Genomic DNA, 19,092 nt, shown 5'->3' with positions numbered 1-19,092 from the left:
AGCGATAAACGCATTCTTTAACACTGCCCTCAACATTATGAGGGAAGAGGTTGACAGAGCGTTATCGTACCTCGGTGAGCAGTGCATTGTGAGAATCCGAGACAGATCGGCAGAAGATAGTTGGATTGACCATACAGGCAACCTGCGCAGTTCGATTGGCTATGCTGTCTATGACTACGGCAAGAAGTATATTGAGTCAACCTTTGCTGTTGTCCGGCAAGGTGGCAAAGGCGCTTCCGAGGGTCGGAAGATGGTCAACGAACTGGCAAGCAAGTATGCCAATGTCTATGCACTTGTGGTTGTGGCTGGAATGAATTATGCCGAGTTTGTGGAAGCCATAGAGAGTAAGGATGTGTTAGCATCAACAGAATCGTGGGCAAGAACCAAAGTTGACGAATATCTGAACAAGGCGAAAGACAAAGCGATTAACAGGATTAACAAGATTAAGTTATGATTAGCGACATCGAGGTTAAGGACAACCTTTTCCAGTTCATAAAAGGCTCGGAGTTGGCAAACTCTGTGACTGGTGTGTTGAGCAAAACGATACGTCCCAAAAATTCCGACAAGGAGGACATCGTGATTTCGATACTCAGTAATCAGAGTGCGCAAATTCAAGAAGTCTTTGTGAACGTGAACATCTACGTGAAGGACTTGTCTATAACCAAGAATGGCTCTACTCAAAACGAAATGAATGTTGGTCGTTGCCGAGAAATTTGCCGCCTTGCCTTTGACCTGCTGGAAACTGGCAGTGGCGAGAATTTCCGATTTGAGATTGACACCCAACGAGTGATAGCCGTTGACGATATTCAGCACCACGTTATTAACAATAAAATTTTATATAAACATATAAACGATAATTAAAATGTCAAAGATTAGTTGGGGCACATGCTCTATTTACATCAAAGATCTGGAGACCGAAGGCGCAAAGTGGCTAAAAATCCCCACGCCCATTGAAGATTCTACCGAGTTGAGTACGGAGAAGGGAGATAAACTTGAAGCCCTCATCGAAGGTGGTGAAGCCGAAGATGTGAAGTATAAGGCAAACAAGTACGCTCTCGCATATGGCATTCGTCGCATGAAAAAACGCGTAATGCCTTTCACTGATGTCGATGGGGTTGTATCACACCGACATGCTGTTGCAGTAGTACCAGAGGATAGCACCGCTCCAGGCTGCTTGATTGACAACAGTGCAGTCAGTTGCGAGGAAGTCTATAATGCTTCTGATGGTGCAAGTGTGACCTACACCCACGATGTGCTGAAACCAGATTCGGGCAACGCAGTCAAGTGGGGTACTATCAATGTCACAAAGGAAGGTGACGAAATCACCGACATTACATGCACCCCTATCGCAGCATAAAGCGTTCAGCCGACGTGTGGAAAGACACCCCTTTGCTGTTCGGCAGGAGAGAACAGCGACATGGCGAGGTAGCTCAAGTATGTAGAGCAGCCGGTGGTTAATCGGCAGGTTGTTGGTGCGAATCCAACCTTTGCCACTAAATTTTACTGATATGGACGAAGAGAAATATCTGGACATGGATATTGCCGATGCCATCATAGAACGCCCGCAAGGGTTCAGCGTTGGCAATCGGCATTTCTATTTATACCCAGTAACACTGGGCAAGATGTACTTGCTTCAGCGGCTCATGGAAAGTCTTGAAGTGAATAGGAATGTCGTTATGGTAAATCCGTACCTTGAAGCCATTCGGCTCGTCCATACAAAGCGAGAAGATTGTTGCCGACTGATTACATACCACACGATGCGGACGAAGAAAGAAGTCTTTGACCATAATTTGGTTGAGGACAGAATCAAGTACTTAAACGATAACGCTGACGATGAAGATTTGGCAACAATCCTCATTCTGTTACTGACTGCCGAGAAAACGCATATTTTCATGAAGCATCTTGGCATTGCGCAAGAGAGCGAGAGATATGGCAAAGCCAACTCTGTTAAGAAAGATACTGGTTCAGTAACCTTTGGCGGAAAGAGTATCTACGGCAGTTTGCTCGACTATGCCTGCGAGCGTTATGGTTGGACACTTGACTACGTTGTTTGGGGTATAAGTTATGTCAACTTGCAACTCATGATTGCGGACAGCGTTAAGACGTTGTACCTCACGAAAGACGAAATGCATAAGGCGCATATTACCGCTACTGACCATGATGTTATCAAGGCAGAGTCTCCTGAAGCATGGGAAAGAATCAAATCAATGAATTGGGAATAATAGATGGCTTCAATAAAATTCGACATACGTGGTGATAACTCCAACTTCTTGCGCAGTTTGCAAGGAGCGCAAAATGGTGTGCAAAGTTCGGTGGCTGCAATTGAGCGTGCAGGAAGCGGCATTGGTGGAACGTTCAGCCAAGCCAAAGACAGCATTATTGGTAGCATCAAACAGATAGCAATGGGCATGGCTGGTATAACTGCCATGCTTGAAGGTGGTGGCTTCTTGAAGGGTTTGATAGACGAAATGGGGCAGTTCAATCGAGCCATGAAAGAGGTCAGCACCCTGTCGCAAGATGTTTCCGCAAACCTTGGTAAATGGAAGGCAAAGGTGGTTGATATGACCACTGAAATTCCTATTGGGGCAACAGAGGCGGCAAAAGCGATGTATCAGATCGAGTCTGCTGGCCATCATGGTGCAGATGCACTGAACGTGCTACGGGAGTCTGCCAAAGGTGCTATCGGTGGTGTTACTGATACATTCACCACGGCTGACGCTATCACCACGATCCTCAACTCATATAGTATGAGTGCGAGCGAGGCTGCTCATGTTAATGACCTGCTATTTACAACTGTTCGTCTTGGTAAAACCACGATGGGCGAACTTGGGCGCTCTATTGCGCAGGTCGCTCCAATCGCAGCAACCTATGGTATTGCAATAGAGGACGTGCTGGCGGCTGTTGCTACTCTGACAAAATCGGGAACACCGACCTCAATAGCCATTCGTCAAGTGCGTGACTCTATCACTGCCACTACTAAGAGTTTGGGCGATGCGGCATTTGAAGGCAAAACATTCCTTGATGCGATGGACGAAGTTGCGCAAAAGTCAGCCGGCTCTAACATGGCATTAAAGGAAGATTTGTCAACTCTGAAAGCATTGCAGGGTGTACTGGGATTAACTGGCAAAAATGCGCAGGTCGCACGGCAAGATTATGCTGAAATGCAGAATAGCGCAGGAGCAGCGGAGGCGGCATACGAAAAGATGGCTGATACCGCAGGTGCTTCAGCCCAGCTGCTCAAAAACAATCTATTTAAGGCTTTAGAGCCAATCGGTGACGAAATGATTGGCTTCGGCAAGTCAATCTCGGATGCGCTCAACGCAGGATTTGATAGTGGTTGGGTGCAACCATACATTACTGCACTTGAAGGCTTAATAGTCACCTATGGTCTTTATAAGGCATCTATTGCAGGAACTGCCGCTGCTCAATCCTTGCAAACCTCGGCAATGACAGCAAGCTACGAGGAGCAGATTGTTGCCCTTGACCAACTGATGGCAACCCAGCAGGCAAAGATTGAGGTTGACTTGCAGGAAATGGTCACTAAGGGTCAGATAACAGCAGAGCAAGCTGTCCTGATAACTTCATTGCGTGACGAGGTAGCAGCACGTCAGCAACAAATTATGGCGGTAGCAGAGACAGCGGCAACGGAGGCCGAGTCAGCAATAGCAGCAGAGGCTGCGGCTCAATCTGAACTTGTGGTGGCCCAAGAGTTTGTGGCTGCAGCGCAAGCGAGGGTTGCTGCGGCAAGAGAAAGTGGAGTCCAGACTGAAATAGAGTCGGCGCAGATTGAGTTGAATACAGCCACGATGATGCAGAACACTGCGGCTGCAAATCTCAATGCAGCGACACGGACAAAGAATGTGGCAGTAAACCAAGCAGCAACAGCTTCGAAGATTGCAGAAACTACTGCAACAACAATGGAAACCACAGCCGAGGGGGCAAACGCTGTCTCGGGTGGTGTGCTGGCTTCAGTCAAAATGGCTCTGAAACGTGCGCAGGATGCATGGAACGCATCGATGTTCGCCAGTCCTATCTTTTGGATTGCTGCCGTGATTGTGGGTGTGACTTATGCCGTCTATCAGCTTGTGACCGCAGAGAGCGTTCACGAGCGTGCCGTGCATGAGACTAATGAGGCGATAGATGAGCAGAACAAGAAAATCCAAGAGCATAAGGATAAGGTGGGCGAGTTAATCAGAACAATTCAATCTGAAACAGCCACCGAGTATGAGAAAGCGAAAGCATATAACGAGTTAAAGGAACTTGCTCCAGAACTTACTGAAAAATACAATCAGCAGGAGTTGGCGGCTCTTGGTGCTGCAAAAGCGCAAAAGGAGTTTAACGAATCAATGGACAATGCTGATTACGAAGATACAAAGAAAAAAGTTGAGAGCTTAACTGCTGCAATCGCTGACAAAGATGCCCGTATCCAGCGAGCCGTAGAAAACGCAGGACAAGGCGCTGGAGCAGCGTCGAAAATGGTACTCGACCAAATTGAACGAGAAAAAGCACAACTGGAGGTATTGCAGCAAAAACTCGATGCCATGAATGCGGCAAGAGCGCAGGCAGCAGATGAGGCCAAGCCAATAGAAATACGCATTAAGGAAGCTGATGGAAATGTTGATGCCTGGAAGAATATCTCAGACATGTACAACGAGGCAGTGTATAAAGTCTATTTGCTACAATCAAACCAAGATAATCTCAACTTCGATGAGGCAACAAAAAATCTTGATGGCTATATCTCTGAAGTGCAGACCACTATGGATAAATTGCAAAACCAGCTCGACAACGACCCAATCAATCCAAAATTGCAGTTAGAGGTAAGCGAGGGCCAGAAAGTTTTGAATATGTTGTTGAACATGCGATCCCAGTGGATTGCAAGTGGAGCAACTTTTTTGCCTCTATATTTTCAAATTCTTACAACCGGAGCAAACGATGCAAATAAACGATTGAAGAATGCACAAAAAAATCGTGAAAATATTAGTTCATCAGATAGTGGGACAAGTGGAGCAAACTATCAGAAATCAAAGGCAGCTGCAAGACGACGATGGAAGAAAGCACAAAAAGATTTGTCTCGTCTTGAAAATTCACCAAAATCCACTGTTGACCAAGTAAACAAGGCACGTCAACAAGAAAAGACAGCCAAGAGCGATTACGAGGGGCTTGGTGGTGATACAACTATCAAAAAAAATAATTCTAAAAGTTCTGTAAAAAAGCAAGCAGTATATTCGCGCAAACAGAAGATTCAAGATCAACAAAAGTTTGATGAGCTAAAACGCAAGCAAGCGTTAGAAAAAAAACGTAATGCAAAAGATTTGGCTTACAAAACCGAACAAGCCGAAATTGATGCAATGGAGGATGGTACAGAAAAAGTTCTGCGCCAGCTCGACCTTGACCGCAAGAAAAAAATCACAGAGATAGATCGTTATTATGAGGACTTGCAGCAAAAGAAGATCGACGATGCTCGAAAGTTATGGGAAACCAACCCTGCAACAAAAGACAAAAAATTCAACGAATCATCTGTTAATTCAAAATTGACCGATGATGAAAAGAAAGCGAAGGCATCGCAAATAAAGGCAGCTATGTTGGAGTACTCCAGGTCGGTTGAGGAACAATCAGAAACTGACCGACAAGCACTTGCTGACTACCTTAAAGAGTATGGTTCATATGAGGAGCAGAAACTTGCATTAGCTCTTGAATACTCTGAGAAAATACGAAAGGCCAACGAGAGTGGCGATGTGATTGAGGCGGCAAAAATGCGTCAAGAACAGAGTCATGAAACAGCCAGTCGCAAATCTGATGATTTGGAACGGCAAATCAACTATACAACGGTGTTCAGTGAATTTGGCATCATCATGCGTGATGAAATGGACAAGACTCTTGGGGCGATGCGTGAGTTCACAAAAACTGACGAATTTAAGTCCAAGTCAATTTCAGACCAGCAAGCTTTCTTCCAAACCATGAACGAAATCCAAAGTAAGTTTGGAACAAGTACGTGGAAAGACCTTGACTTTGCCAAACTCGGACAAGAGATAGACGCTTATCAAAATGCTTTATCAGCACGTAACGAAGCAGAGCGTAGGGCGAAAGAAACCGCTGATGCTATAATTAAAGCAGAGCAAGCATGGATTGATGCACAGAAAGAAGGAAACGATGAACAGAAAAAAGCTACCAAAGCTGCATATGATAGAGCGGTTGCAGAAAATGAGAATGCACATAATGCACTTAATGAGGCAAATTCAGATGTAGCAAATACACAATCGCAAGTCGCAGATTCTGCTGGAAAGTTGAAAGGACAGCTTGATAGCGTCAACAACATGCTCAACGCTATGACTTCCGGTTCGTTGTCCAGTATCTGGAATGCTTTTGTTGACCTTGACAAAAAGTTAAATGGAGGGCAGATAACCAAGAAAATTAGTGACACGGTGGCAAAAATGCTTGGCAAAGCATTTGAAGGCAAATCCGACCTAATCTCATTGATTATCGGTGCGATTCTCAACTTGCTTGATATATTAAAAGAGCAAGGCATTGGTGGTATTGTCGGTGGACTGATAGACGCTATCCTTGAAGCCGTGGGAGGTATTCTGAAAAACATTCTCAGCGGAAAGTTTTTGGAGCAGATTGGCCGTTCATTGGTCGATGGGGTAACCAGCATCTTCGACGCAATTACGTTTGGTGGGTTCAGCAGTTGGTTCTCAGCTAAAGGAAATAGCAAACAAGTGAACAGACTTGTTGAACGACTGGAGCGTAGCAATGAGGCTTTGCAGTATGCAATTGATGGGCTGAAAGATGAAATCGAAAAATCAGGAGGAGACCAAGCAACTGAATACTATGAGCGTGCATACGAGGCCGCAAAACAGCAAACAGACAATGACCAAACGATGCTTGCGGCAAAGATGAGGTATCACGCTGCTCACCGGTCAAATGAGTATTATATTAACAAAGATCTTTCAGAGAATGACTATCAGCGTATCAACGAGGCTTTGTATAGGAAGTTCGGCAAGCAGTATAATGTGCGTAGCGCAGGTGACTTATGGAAATTATCATCTGAGGAACTTGCCGAAGTATCTACACTGTCTGATATTTGGGAGCGTATCATAAATGGCGGCAAGTACGACCAGACCGACTACTTGAACAATTATATAGAGGACTACAAAGAGTTGATAGAGTTGCAGGACGCATGGCGCCAGTCTATCACTGCCACCTCTTTTGACAGCGTTCAAAGTGGTTTGAATAATCTGTTGAGCAGTTATGAGACCAAAGCGAGTGACGTGATTGAAAGCGTGGAAGATATGTTCCGCAAGGCAATCTTACGCTCGATTGTTCAAGGTCAGTTTGCCAAGAAACTGGAGGATTGGTACAAGAAATTTGCTGAATATATGCGTGATGGCCTGACAGAAGCCGAGGCAAGTGAGTTAAAGGCAGAGTACCAAGGCTACTACAACGAAATGCAGAAGCTCAAAGAGGACGCTTATGATGCTATCGGGATTGCGGATGCGGACAAGTATTCACAAGAGGCAACCTCGAAAGGCTTTGGTGCTATGAACCAAGACACGGCAGAGCAATTGAATGGTCGTTTCACTGCCCTGCAAATAGCAGGCGAGAACATCAGCACGCAAGTAATGTTTGTGGTTGAGTATATGGCCGGGATGTCTGTTCTGACCACGGCACGCAACCAAACACTGTTGGAGATACGCAATATGGTTTTCATTTCCAATGGCTTCCTCGAAGATATAGCCAAGTACACCAAGATAGCCTCGCTGTTTGGTGAGAAGATAGACAAGATTGTAGAACAAACCAAAAACATCTGATTATGACAGGCGACTTGACTATTAATGGGTATGACGCATATACTCGCTGGGGAATAAGCCTCAGCGATGGTGCCATTTCTGCCCTCATGACCCCTGCGCCAATGAAAGAGCGGTTGAGCAACGATGTCCGTGTTGAACATGGGAGCAGGAGTTCCAACCGATTGCCGAAGTTGGCAAGTCGTGATGTGACCCTTGAAATGCACCTCACAGCTGGTAGCATGAGCGAGTTTTTCACCCGCTACGAATCGTTCTGCACCGAGTTAGCCACTGGTCAACTGAACATTAGGACAAAGTATCAGCCGGCAGTGACGTATCGGATGCTCTATGTGTCGTGCAACCAGTTCACGGCCTTTGTGAATGGGCTGGCCAAGTTTTCGCTGAAACTTACTGAACCAAATCCAGCAAACCGCAACAACGATAGCACGTATATCAATGACGAGGTGTCGGTTGCAGTTACTGGAGAAGCCGGAGAAAGAGAGGGCAACTTATGAGAACAATAGCAATCAAATATTACAGCAACGGCACGTTGAGGACACGCTGTACACTCCCAGTATGCAGCGGTTCGATCGTTCATAGAGAAATCATGGGTGAGCATTACGCTCGCATTAACTTCACGTCTGGCAGTCCAATTTACTTTGAGATTGGTGATTTTTGCGACATCGATGGCTTTGGTTGGTTTGAGCTCGTTGACCTTGTGGCTCCAACCTATAATGCCACCAATGCAGGTTACGACTACCAGTTGCGGCTTGATGCTCAGTACATGAAGTTCAAGAACAAACTACTCAAATACCGCCCGGAGTTGTCGGCAAGCGAGTTGAGTTTCAGTCTAACCTCAACAATCGCCACACACGCAAATGTGGTCAAGAGGAACATCGACGCATTGTGCGCAAGCGATGCATCGTTCAAGTACAACAGAATCACTAATTATGTAGTCTCGTTTGACGATACGATAGACCTCACTTCGTCAAAACTTGTGACCTATCAGAGTGCTTCGATTATAGACGCTATCACGCAAATTGCCGAAGCCTTTGAGTGCGAGTGGTGGATTGAGGACAACATCATCAACTTCGGCAAGTGTGAACAACGAGGTAGTGGGATTGTGGCCACTGACCTTGTGCTGAATGACAATGTTATCAGCATGACACGTTCTGACAGTCAGCAGCAGTATTTTACTCGCCTGTACGCTTACGGCTCGGAGCGCAACCTCCCTGTCAACTATCGCAAGGTTAGCGACCCCGATGTGACGCAAGAAGGTGTGGTACAGCGCAGGCTGATGTTGCCTGTTGACCTTTGCCCGAATGGATATATTGGCGAACAGAATGATGCGAAAGCTATTGAGGGTAGGGTTGATTTCGATGATGTCTATCCTCGAAATGTAATCAAGGTTGGTAAGGTTGACGAGTATATCGACACGGTGGTCAACGAAGATGGCACGACTACCACGCAGAAATATTATCGTCTGTCGCAATGCAAACTCGTGATTGAAGGGACAGAGATTGAAAGTTATGTTCATTTCAGCAAAGACTATGTGCTGGAAGAAGAAACCCTGCACATGATATTTGAGTCCGGCAGTCTGAACGGATTGGACTTCGAGTGCCAGTTCAACCCTCTTGGTGTGAACGAGAAGAATGGAAGCGAGTGGAACATGGCTGCACAAGTTTTTGAGGTCGTTGTGAACGAGGACTATGGCAGAACGCTCCCAGATGATGTGTTGCGACCAAAGGTTGGTGATACATTTATGCTCTATAACTGGGACTCGACCAAGATGGAAGAGACCGACCTTGTGGCACTTGCTGAACAAGAGTTATATCAAAAGGCAATGGAGTATTTGGAGAAGTCACGCATTGACCCCTCAACCTACACCTGCACGATGGATAACGATTGGGCAAATGATAATTCGTTTGGTATTGGTGACAAGGTGCGGTTGGTTAACCCCACATATTTTGCCGATGGCCGTGTGTCACGCATTTTTGGGTTTGAGATAAAACTTGATATTCCCTATGATGGTGCGCAGTACATAGTTGGCGAGAGTGCCGAGTATTCACGTAGAGCCGAGTTGCAGAAGCAGGTTGACGAAATCACAATGAATGGTGTGACGTACATCGGCTATCAAAGTGGCAACACGACACTGTATGTTATTGCCTCTAACGATCACACTCCAGGCACAGATAAGAATGTGTTCTCTGCCAAGCGAGTAGACCGCGATTTTTTGCATACAAGAAAAGAAGACACGGCGCAGGAGGCGATTAACTTTGCCAAGGGCTTGACGGCGGGCACATTCCAAAGCGGCTCTGCTGGCGCGGCACTCTATCAAGATGCCGACGGCAACTGGGCAGCCGAGGTCGACAACCTCACCGTGCGACGCAAGCTGCAGGTGACCGAGCTCGACATTCAGCGACTGCGCCATATCGGCGGCCAGGTGCTTCTCTCGCCAGCCGAGGCCACTATCACCGAAGTTGAAGTCAAGGAAGATGCAAACGGCAAGCAGTTCATTTTGCGCTGGCCTGCACGCGACAGCGAGGGCAATGAAATCACAAACGATTTTGCCGTCGACGACCAGGTGATTTGCCAAACGTTCAACGCCACCACGCAGCACTACTGGTGGCGCCGCGTGTGGGACACGGGCACCGTGGGCGGCAAGCACTACATCAGCGTGTCGTATATTGACACGACAGGAAAAGAGATGGACTGTGCACAGGGCAGCGGCAAGCCGCAGGCTGGCGACAAGATAGCCGTGCTGGGCAACCGCACCAAGTCCGACCGGCAGAGCGCTATCATCATCGCTGGTGCAGGCACGGGGAGCCCGTTCATCGCCGCCTACAAGGCCATCAGCAGCTACACGTTGCCCTTTCCAAAGGTCTACATCTCGCCCTCGGGCATCGCCCTCAACGTCGACGGGCAGGTCAAGACCCTCGACGACGTGCTGCAAGCCCACCAGGCCGACATCGACGACATCAAGGCACAGGCCGACGAGCAGGTGGTGCTGTGGTTCGGCGAGCAGGTTCCCACCCTCGACAACGAGCCAGCCAGCGCATGGACTACCGACGACATGAAGCTCGAGCACGTTAAGGACATCTACTATAACAAGGCTGCACGCGACAACGGAGGCCGCGCTTATTCCTTTGAGCAGGTCGACGGCAAATTCTTTTGGCTGAACATCACCGACAAAGATGTGCTTGCCTCGCTTGAAAAGGCAGAGCGCGCGCAGGACACGGCCGACGGCAAGCGACGCGTGTTTGTGGCCCAGCCCGTGCCGCCCTATGACCAAGGCGACTTGTGGGTCAACGCCACCTATCCAACCGAGGCCACCATGATGGTGGAGTGCCCCGATGGCAAGAGGCACTCGGGCGACGACCCGTGGGCACGCAACGACATCTTGTGCTGTGCAGGTTCCAAGGCCGCGGGCGAGAGCTTTGCAATAGGTGACTGGCGCATGGCGCAGGAAGTGACCACGGCCTATGCCAGCGAGATTAAGCAATCGGCCAGCGACATCAAGCTCTCGGTCACCGAGCTCTCCAGCGGCCTGGAAACCGCGGGCATCCACATCGACGGGGCGAACAGCCGCATCAGCCTCAACGCCGACACCACCAAAGTCGACAAGGACCTCGTGGTGGGAAAATTGAAAACGGCCGAGACAGGCGCACGCATCGAGGCATCGGGCACAATGATGGAAGTGTACGGCGAGAAAGGAAGAAATATTAGCTTCGGTGTCGACAGTGGTGGCTACGCGGTGCTGAGCTACTACGACAACAACGGCGTCAAGCTCTACGACTTGGGGCCCAACGGGCTCAACTACGTCAACATGAGCGAGGCAAAAATGACCCCTATCAGCGTGTGCACCGACGCCGACAACCTCTCGGCCGCCTACGTCGACTGGTACGGCTTCACGGCCAAGCGCATGAACAATGTTGTCTACGGCGATAGCGTCTACACGGGCAACAACCAAGATTTCGCGCGGCAAATGGACGGGAAAACATTCACCGCCAAATCGGTGAGTGAGGATGGCCTCGCAAGCGGCACCGTGCGCATCAAGGGACAGGGAAGGACCATAACCCAAGTGCGCGACGGCGTGACCGAGATGCAAGAGTGGCTGCACGACAATTACGGCATCGACCCCGCAGGCGTGGATTGGTCACTCAAGACCGACGGCATCACGCTGCTCTATCCGTTTACCATTTATCTTGTTAGGACTTACACCGCAGGTACCGCCTCAACCTGGGGCGAGTGGCGCGTAAAGCAACCGAAATGATGAAGCACTTGTATTTTCATATCGCACAAAAGGAAACCGACGCAGACGGGAGCTACACCATGGCAGCCGTGTGCCGCACAGGCGGCGACTATCCCATGACGCAGGACGAGGCACAGAAGTACATGCTCGACATCGTGGCACACGCCCTCAGCATCTCGCAGGGAAGCCTCGAGGCCGACGTGCTGCAATGCGCCGACCTGGGCGACCTGCTTGCAGGCGGTGATTATCTATTAGCAAGGAGGTAAGACCATGGCATACAAACTCAAACAGACAGGCGCAAAGGTGCAGGAAATTCTCGACGCTGTTGAGAATAAAACAATTTACCCCGACGCCACACAGCAGGAGCACGGCCTGATGAGCACCAGCGACAAGACCAAGCTCGACACCATCATGGTTATCACTAACGAAGACATAGAAATCTTATTTATCAACCCATAAAAATTCAACACAATGACAAAATTTTTATCACTCGAGGGCCTCAAAACCCTCATCACAAAGCTCAAGAGCTACTTTGCCGCAAAGAATGAGGCAATTAAAAACATCACGGGGAGCGGAAACAAGACGCTCACCTACACAAGAGCAGACGGCTCGTCGGGAACAATTAACTACCAGGATACCACCTACTCGACGGGCAACACCAGCACAGCAGGCCTAACCAAGCTCTACACGTCGCTTGGTGGGCAGACCGACGGAGCACCTACCAACAAGCTGCTCAACGACACGCGCACCGAGCTCATCAACAAAATTACATCTTCAATCAACGCCATCGACCGCACCCTGTTCGTTGTCGTGAGCTCCCTGCCCGACAAACCAGCCAGCGGCAACGAGAACAAAATACACCTCGTTGCAATGACGACATCAAAGGGCACTACACAAAAGTACACCGAGTACGTCTACACAAACGGTGCATGGGAAGAGCTTGGCTCATTCAAAGCTGAAACGGACCTTGTCGACTACTACCCATCAACAGAAGTTGACGAATTACTCGAGGAGTACAAACAGGACGCTATCAGAGTGGCTGTGGCAAATGCCCCTGGCGAGGACGATTGCTATCATGGCAAGGTATCATCTACGGGCAGCATATCGACTGACACAAGCTACAAGGGCTATGTGCTATCGCTTGAAACAAACACTATACAAGAAGTCGTGAAAGGAGGCAGCCCTGCGGCACTTAGCCCCATAACCCTACACGGCACTTTCCTTTTTGCCGACGACGACACGGGCGACCTCTACATCGTTGACACGGGCAAGTCTTCCACCAAGCTCTACACACCCATCGCCACCTCAGAGATTAACGCTTTATTCTGATTATGCAAAAGTTTCTAAACTACGAAGGGCTACAGTCGCTCGCAGGAAAGATACAGGACAGCTACCTGCCAAGGAGCAACGGCGTGTTTCTGCTACAGCACGACACTGCCAACCACTTTGAACGCTTTGTTGTTCCCGAGTACTGGGCCGCTAACGCCCACCTCGGTGCCTGCTGTGGCGTGGTTGTGCAAGTGGCAGGAAAAATCTATGTGCTCGCCCCTATCCAGGTCTCGCTTCCTTGGGCTACATCATCGCAGCTGGTGGGCGCGGCCGTGAGCAAATACTTCGACGCAATGCTCGACCTCGATGGCAAGGCTAAGACGGCCGCCATCGTTGACCGTTACGGCACGGGCACGGGCTATGCGGCAGGCTACTGCAACGCCTATGGGAACGCCTCCATCGAGGCAGGCAAGTGGTGGCTGGGCAGCGCTGGAGAGTGGATCGAGATAGGCGCGATGCGTGCTGGCGTGCTCAAAGCCTACGAGATGCTGGGCGTGGCCTTCGGAGGCTCGCAGAATAGCTCCACGGAATACAACAGGTCAAACTTCTGGTATGCGCAGGCCATGCTCGATTGGTGCCAACAGATTTCGCAATGGCGCTCAAAGACCACAGCAGGGCCTACAACTCCAATAACAAGACTAAGATGACACTATTGCTAAAAAAAAAGTTATGAAACCAGATAAAAAAGACAGCGTTGCGACATGGAGTGCTGTAGGCATGCTCGCATTCGGCATAGCAATCACCACCGCAGGATTTATCATTCCACCCGCAGGCGAGATTCATGACTCTGTACTGTGGGTGCTCGGACAGGCTCTGCTTTACAGCGGTAGCATCTTCGGCATCACACTATACACCAAGCGCAAACTGAACGAGATTGAAGAGACCATTGCCAATCGTTTACCCAAAAAATAAAGAAAGATTAATCAAAAAAATTCATGAACTATCAAATGAAACATTTTTCCATGCGCGAGCTAACAAGCAGCGCAACAGCAAAACGGCTCGGGATTGACAACGAGCCCACCGAGGCCGTAAAGGCCAACCTCACCGCCCTGGTCGAGCACATCCTCGACCCGTTGCGGGAAGCCTGGGGCGCCCCGATAGTAGTCACAAGCGGCTACCGCTCGCCAGCACTCAACAAGGCCGTGCACGGCGCGGCAGCGAGCCAGCACGTTGTAGGCCAGGCAGCCGACATACACACTGTGAGCGACCGCCCCGAGGAGAATAGGAAGTTGCTTGACTTGCTTGTTAAACTGGGTCTCCCCTTTGACCAAGTGATTAACGAGTACCCAAACAAGAAAATGCAGCCCGACTGGATACACGTGAGCTACAGCCCAAGACACAGGCGCAACAAGCTGACCTGCATAGGGGGGAAATACATCGCAGGCTTAAATGGTTAAAGACTATGGGCAAGGATTATGACGACGACATCGGCAGCAAGCACGAGGGCTGCGCAAGCATGTGCATCGTGATAGCAATCATCTTCTCCATGGTTGTCCTGCTGCTTTCACTGTGCTCATGTAAGACACAATACAAGGTGGTGGAGGTTCCCAAGGTAGTCACGCAGACCAACGTGGAGCATCGCACCAACATCGTGCGCGACACCCTGCTAAGACGCGACAGCGTGATAATCGTGCAGCGCGGCGACACCGTCTATCACGAGACCTGGCACCACCTGCAAGCCATCAATAGGACTTACATCGCCGACACCGTGCGCGACACCATTCCGAAGATTGTGACCGTGACCAAGACCGAGATTAAGGAGGTCGAGAAGAAGCTAAGCAAGTGGCAGCGCACCAAAATGAAGCTCGGCGGCTGGCTGCTGGCGGCCGTGGCCGTGCTGCTGCTCGGCGGCGCCGTGTACGGAATACTCAAGCTCAAGAAGATTGTAAAGTAGGTTTTCTCATATTGATTTTTAGGTTAATTAGGTTTATTAGGTTAATTAGTTGCAACGCTGGCCACCCTCGCGGGCAGCCAGCGCTTTTTTATTCCCATTTTGTCCCCAGCCATGACAGGCACTGGGAGCTTCGTAAACCTTAATGATTGGTGGCATTGGCAGTAAATGCTGATGTCACTTTTTCAATGTAGTCAGTAATCCACAACACAAGTTGCGCTGCATTCACGCAGTCAATGACTTTGCGGTTTGCCTCGTCAATTTTCTTGATGTTGAAATCAATATATATAGAGGTGGTTGGGTTACCGATTGAGTGACCGAGTGCAGCTGCGATAGTTTCCTTTGGAATGTCAAGTTCGGCAGCGATGGTCGCCCACGTGTGCCTTGCCCAGTATGTTGTGAGGTTTGGGAAAAGAGGTTTGTAGTTTCTCTTGCCACCTCTGCCATGTTTGGTATATGGGCCGATATGTTGGAGTGCTTCATTTATGCGATGAATGTAATTGCGGTGGTTGGAGCAACGTTCGCTGATATTCAGCAGTCGCTTCTTGCCTTGATAGCGATTTATGATTTGAAGTGCTTCTGGTTCAACACGGATTGAATAGAAACGCTTGGTCTTGGCTCGATGGTATTCAATTCTCCCCTCACTTGTAATGTCATTGAGGTTGTACAGGTCGATTACATTGATACCAATGAGGTAAAATACCAACTTGAAGATGTCGAGATATTCGGGCAGTTCGCAATCGGCATTGAATAGCATGGCAAGTTGAAGTATCGACAAGGAACGTTTGGCGGTTGCAACTGGTCTTATGGGAAATCTTCGGAATGGGTAGAATGTGGTCACCCCGTTATCTATTGCCTCGTTGAACACGGAACGCATATTCCGCAAGTGGATGTTTCGGGTGTTCTTTGTTGCGGTCTTTGCGAGGAAGTTTTCAAACTCGGTGAGCCATTCTGTTGTGATGTCCTCAAACTGCAAAGTTTGGAGTTTCTTGCCAAGGTATGCTTGCAGCCGGCTATAGGTGTAGAGATAGACACGCTTGGTGCTTGCAGACTTTGAGTTGGCAAACTGCAAGAAACGTTCTGCGAATAAGTCTGACTGCTCGACAGCGCCATTGAGTTTCAGCTTGGCGCAGACGTATTCTTTGATTTGTTGTGCAGTCATTCTGGTGCAAGCATCATCGTACATGGAAAGCAGGATAGCCTCGATTTCCAGTTTGCGCTTGGTGATGTAAGCGTTTAGGTAGCGCTTGTTTGGGTGGTCAATGATTTTCCTTGCCCTCTTGTCCCACTGGCTTGGAAGTATGCGTACATCAAGCGGAATGAGAGCGGTACGACCTCGTTTGTTGATGGAGATTTTTAGGGGTGCAGGTTGGCCTTTGCCAACTGCCCTGCAATCGAGATAGAGATTGGAAGTAGCCATTGCGATTAAAAATTTGCAGGTATTTTGCAGTTTTGTTTCGTCACGATTCAGCAGAAATCGTCAAGAAAGTGCAAAATACTCGTTTTTTTTAATGCCTACTGGCTGGTTTGGAATTGGGAAAGAAACGAGTGTTGACCATTAAATTGCTGACGATCATCACTCGTTTCAGTTAGTCGGGGTACCAGGATTCGAACTTGGGACCTCCTGCTCCCAAAGCAGGCACGCTAACCAACTGCGCTACACCCCGAAGGTGCAAAATGTGTGCTGAGCGCGAGCGCTCAGAAAAATGCGTTGCAAAGGTACTACATTTTTCTGACTCTGCAAGCTTTTGTTTCAATTTTTTAAATTTTTCGGGCATGATTACCAATTGTGCCAATAATATTGTAATTTTGTGAATTGGTTTCGCCGGCTATAGCCTGTGGTGCAGGCTAAGGCGCGCGATGCTGCACGATATAGACAAGAATAACAAACTACAATAATCTCAAGAAGAAAGATGTACAGGACAAAGACTAATGGCGAACTTCGTCTCGAGAACGCAGGCGAAGTGGTGACCTTGGCAGGCTGGGTGCAACGCACCCGCAAGATGGGCGGCATGACCTTCGTCGACCTGCGCGACCGATACGGCATCACGCAGATCGTGTTTAACAACGACGTTGACGCCGAGCTGTGTGAGCGTGCCAACAAGCTGGGCCGCGAATATGTGATACAAGTGAAAGGCACAGTGGCCGAACGCTCGAGCAAGAACCCGAAAATGGCCACTGGCGACATCGAAATCATAGCCAGCGAGCTCAACGTGCTGAGCCCGAGTCTGACGCCCCCCTTCACGATCGAGGACAACACCGACGGTGGCGACGACCTGCGCATGAAATACCGCTATCTCGACCTGCGGCGCTCGTGTGTGCGCAAGAACCTGGAACTGCGTCACCAGATGGCAATACTGATACGCAACTTCCTCGACTCCAAAAACTTCATCGAGGTCGAGACCCCTATCTTGATAGGCTCAACGCCTGAGGGCGCACGCGACTTTGTGGTGCCCTCGCGCATGAATCCAGGCCAGTTTTATGCACTGCCGCAGAGCCCGCAGACGCTCAAGCAACTGCTCATGGTGGCAGGTTTCGACCGCTACTTCCAGATTGCCAAGTGTTTCCGTGACGAGGACCTGAGAGCCGACCGCCAGCCCGAGTTCACACAAATCGACTGCGAGATGAGCTTTGTCGACCAGGACGACGTGCTCGAGATCTTTGAAGAGATGGCGCGCATGCTGTTTAAAAAGATACGCAATGTGGACCTGCCCGAGAAGCTGCAGCAGATGACCTGGGCCGAGGCCATGCGCCGCTTCGGCAGCGACAAGCCCGACCTGCGCTTTGGCATGGAGTTTGTCGAGCTCATGGACGTGATGAAGAAAGGCAAGTTCAGCGTCTTTGACGATGCAGCCTACATAGGCGGCATCTGCGTGCCGGGCTGCGCCAGCTACACCCGCAAGCAGCTCGACCAGCTCACCGACTTTGTGAAGCGGCCGCAAGTGGGTGCCAAGGGTCTGGTCTATGTGAAATACAACGCCGACGGCACCGTCAAGAGCAGCGTCGACAAGTTCTACAGCAAGGAAGATCTGGCCGAGCTCAAGGCCAAGATGGGAGCCAACGACGGCGACCTGGTGCTGATACTGAGCGGCGACAATGCCAACAAGACCCGTGTGCAACTGTGCTCGCTGCGCCTGGAGATGGGCGACCGCCTGGGCCTGCGCGACAAGAACGTGTTCAAGTGCCTGTGGATTATCGACTTCCCGCTCTTTGAATGGAGCGACGAGGAGCAGCGCCTCATGGCCACGCACCACCCCTTCACCATGCCCAACCCCGACGACATACCGTTGCTCGACGAGCACCCCGAGCGCGTGAGGGCCAAGGCCTACGACTTTGTGTGCAACGGCATCGAGGTGGGCGGCGGCAGCCTGCGTATTCACGACACCAACTTGCAGGACAAGATGTTCAAGATACTGGGCTTCACCGAGGAGCGTGCCCAGGCACAGTTTGGCTTCTTGATGAACGCCTTCAAGTACGGCGCACCACCACACGCCGGCCTTGCGTTCGGTTTCGACCGCTTTGTGTCGATACTGGCCGGTCTCGACAGCATACGCGACTGCATTGCCTTCCCCAAGAACAACAGCGGCCGCGACGTGATGCTCGACGCACCTGGCACGCTCGAGCCCAAGCAACTCGAGGAGCTGTGCCTCAAGATTGACGAAGATCGCGTGAAAGGCGAGACAGAGCAGCAGTGATTGCGACAAGCCTACTGCAAAAATACTGCCTACAGAAAATACCAAACTTAAAATCCCGTGCGACCATAACGTTGCCACACGGGATTTCTTTTTTTTGATGCTGATGCGCCATCACGTGACGCATGGTGCTGCCCAGGGCAA

At 49.7% G+C, this 19,092-nt stretch carries 16 protein-coding genes and 2 tRNA genes; 16 read left to right on the top strand and 2 right to left on the bottom strand.

The genetic code is table 11. The features are described from left to right. Positions 1-37: 37 nt before the first annotated feature. The 15 genes from GF423_RS10165 (at position 38) to GF423_RS10095 (ending at position 15,259) form a co-directional block, all read left to right on the top strand. Positions 38-454, top strand: a complete 417-nt coding sequence (locus GF423_RS10165; protein ID WP_154328247.1) for a hypothetical protein — start codon at positions 38-40, stop codon at positions 452-454. After that, positions 451-861: a hypothetical protein gene (locus GF423_RS10160; RefSeq protein WP_154328246.1), complete on the top strand. Its 411-nt coding sequence runs from the start codon at positions 451-453 to the stop codon at positions 859-861. The genes GF423_RS10165 and GF423_RS10160 overlap by 4 nt, the downstream gene beginning before the upstream one ends. A 1-nt stretch (position 862) precedes the next feature. Beyond that, a complete protein-coding gene (locus tag GF423_RS10155) occupies positions 863-1,357 on the top strand; it encodes a hypothetical protein (RefSeq protein WP_154328245.1) in 495 nt (164 codons plus the stop codon). Between the two features lie 62 nt (positions 1,358-1,419). After that, positions 1,420-1,493 (top strand) — tRNA-Asn (locus GF423_RS10150). A gap of 15 nt (positions 1,494-1,508) precedes the next feature. Beyond that, complete coding sequence (locus GF423_RS10145; protein WP_154328244.1) at positions 1,509-2,222, top strand: hypothetical protein; 714 nt, start codon at positions 1,509-1,511, stop codon at positions 2,220-2,222. A 3-nt stretch (positions 2,223-2,225) separates the two neighbouring features. Further along, entirely contained in the window at positions 2,226-7,808 is a 5,583-nt protein-coding gene (locus GF423_RS10140) for a phage tail tape measure protein (RefSeq protein WP_154328243.1), read from the top strand. A 2-nt stretch (positions 7,809-7,810) separates the two neighbouring features. Continuing rightward, positions 7,811-8,299, top strand: a complete 489-nt coding sequence (locus GF423_RS10135) for a hypothetical protein (RefSeq protein WP_206113223.1) — start codon at positions 7,811-7,813, stop codon at positions 8,297-8,299. Between the two features lie 92 nt (positions 8,300-8,391). After that, positions 8,392-12,057: a hypothetical protein gene (locus GF423_RS10130; protein WP_154328242.1), complete on the top strand. Its 3,666-nt coding sequence runs from the start codon at positions 8,392-8,394 to the stop codon at positions 12,055-12,057. Next, entirely contained in the window at positions 12,054-12,302 is a 249-nt protein-coding gene (locus GF423_RS10125) for a hypothetical protein (protein WP_154328241.1), read from the top strand. The genes GF423_RS10130 and GF423_RS10125 overlap by 4 nt, the downstream gene beginning before the upstream one ends. 4 nt (positions 12,303-12,306) lie before the next feature. Continuing rightward, positions 12,307-12,495 carry a hypothetical protein gene (locus tag GF423_RS10120; protein WP_154328240.1) on the top strand — a complete coding sequence of 63 codons (189 nt, stop codon included), beginning with the start codon at positions 12,307-12,309 and terminating at the stop codon, positions 12,493-12,495. A gap of 12 nt (positions 12,496-12,507) precedes the next feature. Further along, positions 12,508-13,365 (top strand): hypothetical protein, encoded by an 858-nt coding sequence (locus GF423_RS10115; protein ID WP_154328239.1) that lies wholly within the window; start codon positions 12,508-12,510, stop codon positions 13,363-13,365. A gap of 2 nt (positions 13,366-13,367) precedes the next feature. Next, positions 13,368-14,012, top strand: a complete 645-nt coding sequence (locus GF423_RS10110) for a hypothetical protein (protein ID WP_154328238.1) — start codon at positions 13,368-13,370, stop codon at positions 14,010-14,012. A gap of 22 nt (positions 14,013-14,034) precedes the next feature. Further along, positions 14,035-14,277: a hypothetical protein gene (locus GF423_RS10105; RefSeq protein WP_154328237.1), complete on the top strand. Its 243-nt coding sequence runs from the start codon at positions 14,035-14,037 to the stop codon at positions 14,275-14,277. Positions 14,278-14,312: 35 nt separating this feature from the next. Further along, a complete protein-coding gene (locus GF423_RS10100) occupies positions 14,313-14,762 on the top strand; it encodes a D-Ala-D-Ala carboxypeptidase family metallohydrolase (protein ID WP_154328236.1) in 450 nt (149 codons plus the stop codon). A 5-nt stretch (positions 14,763-14,767) separates the two neighbouring features. Continuing rightward, complete coding sequence (locus tag GF423_RS10095) at positions 14,768-15,259, top strand: hypothetical protein (protein WP_154328235.1); 492 nt, start codon at positions 14,768-14,770, stop codon at positions 15,257-15,259. Between the two features lie 139 nt (positions 15,260-15,398). Here GF423_RS10095 and GF423_RS10090 read toward each other — a convergent pair whose 3' ends face one another. Then, the gene (locus tag GF423_RS10090; protein ID WP_154328234.1) at positions 15,399-16,676 is read right to left on the bottom strand and encodes a site-specific integrase; all 1,278 of its coding nucleotides are present in this window, start codon (positions 16,674-16,676) and stop codon (positions 15,399-15,401) included. Positions 16,677-16,849: 173 nt separating this feature from the next. Next, positions 16,850-16,923 (bottom strand) — tRNA-Pro (locus GF423_RS10085). A 246-nt stretch (positions 16,924-17,169) separates the two neighbouring features. Here GF423_RS10085 and aspS point away from each other — a divergent pair. Then, on the top strand, positions 17,170-18,951 hold the full coding sequence (aspS, locus tag GF423_RS10080) for an aspartate--tRNA ligase (protein ID WP_154328233.1): 1,782 nt from the start codon (positions 17,170-17,172) through the stop codon (positions 18,949-18,951). The last annotated feature ends 141 nt before the right edge of the window (positions 18,952-19,092 follow it).

The organism is Sodaliphilus pleomorphus (assembly GCF_009676955.1).
GTDB classification, from domain to species: domain Bacteria; phylum Bacteroidota; class Bacteroidia; order Bacteroidales; family Muribaculaceae; genus Sodaliphilus; species Sodaliphilus pleomorphus.
This window is presented reverse-complemented; position numbering and strand designations above follow the sequence as displayed.